The following is a 1,474-nucleotide window of genomic DNA, read 5'->3' on the forward strand; positions in this document are numbered from 1 at the left end:
CCCGATGTATTGACTGACCCTCTGCATTCGCGAGCAAGCCCGCTCCCACATTTGATTTGTGTTCATCCTGCAATTACGGCAAGTCGCGACTCGCGTAAAACGCACTCAACACCTTCACCAGGTGCGCCAGGTCGTGGCTGCCGCACAGCTCGCGAATCGAGTGCATCGCAAACGTCGGCAAGCCGATATCCACGGTGCGCACGCCCAGGTGGCTGGCGGTGATCGGGCCGATGGTCGAGCCGCAACCCATGTCGCTGCGTACCACAAAGCTTTGCACCGGCACTTCTTCGGCCATGCACAGGTGGCGGAAGAACCCGGCGGTTTCGCTGTTGGTGGCGTAGCGCTGGTTGCTGTTGACCTTGATCACCGGGCCGGCATTGAGTTTCGGGCCGTGGTTGGCGTCGTGCTTCTCGGCGTAGTTGGGGTGCACGCCGTGGGCGTTGTCGGCAGACACCAACAGCGACTTCTGGATAGTGCGTACGAATTCATCACCCTCGGGCAGCAGGCGACGCAGGGTCTGCTCCAGCATCGGGCCGTCGGCACCGCAGGCGGAGCACGAGCCGACTTCTTCGTGGTCGTTGCAGACCAGCACGCAGGTTTCATCGGTTTCGGCGGTGAGCAGGGCTTGCAGGCCGGCGTAGCACGACAGCAGGTTGTCGAGGCGGGCACCGGCGATAAAGTCGCCATTGAGGCCGATCACGGCCGCGCTCTGGGTATCGTAGAAGCTCAGCTCATAGTCGAGCACCACGTCAGCGTTCAACCCGTGTTCACGAGCCAGTTGCTCGGTCAGCACTGCGCGGAAGTCTACGCGCTCGTCACCGGCGAACTGCGCAAGGATCGGCGGCAGTTCGGTCTGGGCATTGATCGCCCAACCCTGGTTGGCTTCACGGTTCAGGTGAATGGCCAGGTTGGGGATGATCGCGATGGGCAGCTTGAAGTCGATCAGCTGGCTTTCGACCTTGCCGTCGCGGCGGAAAGTGACGCGGCCGGCCAGGGACAGATCGCGGTCGAACCACGGCGCCAGCAGCGCGCCGCCGTACACTTCCACACCCAGTTGCCAGAAGCCCTGGCGTTGCAGTTCAGGCTGTGGCTTGACCCGCAGGCACGGGCTGTCGGTGTGGGCGCCGACCAGGCGGATGCCGCCTTGCAGGGGCGAGTGGCGGCCGAGCTTGAAGGCGATGATCGAGGAGTCGTTGCGGGTCACGTAGTAGCGCCCGTTGGCCTCGGTGGTCCAGGTCTCGCGCTCGTCAAGACGCTGGAAACCGGCCGCTTCCAGGCGCTGTGCAAGGGCGGCGGTGGCATGGAACGGGGTAGGGGAGGCCTTGAGGAAGTCGATCAGGCCTTGGTTCAACTCTTCGCGCATAAGTAGCTCCAGACAGCAATGGCGCGAGTTTACCGTCCGACGGGATAAGTGCACAGAACAAATGTGGGAGCGGGCTTGCTCGCGAATGCGGTGTGTCAGTCGCCGAATGAG

At 63.2% G+C, this 1,474-nt stretch carries 1 protein-coding gene; it reads right to left on the reverse strand.

The annotated features are described in order from the left end of the window. Positions 1-73 precede the first annotated feature (73 nt). Positions 74-1,363: a M18 family aminopeptidase gene (locus ACW9I6_RS32330; protein ID WP_003209095.1), complete on the reverse strand. Its 1,290-nt coding sequence runs from the start codon at positions 1,361-1,363 to the stop codon at positions 74-76. Positions 1,364-1,474 lie beyond the last annotated feature (111 nt).

This window comes from Pseudomonas sp. SDO5522_S412 (assembly GCF_054071215.1).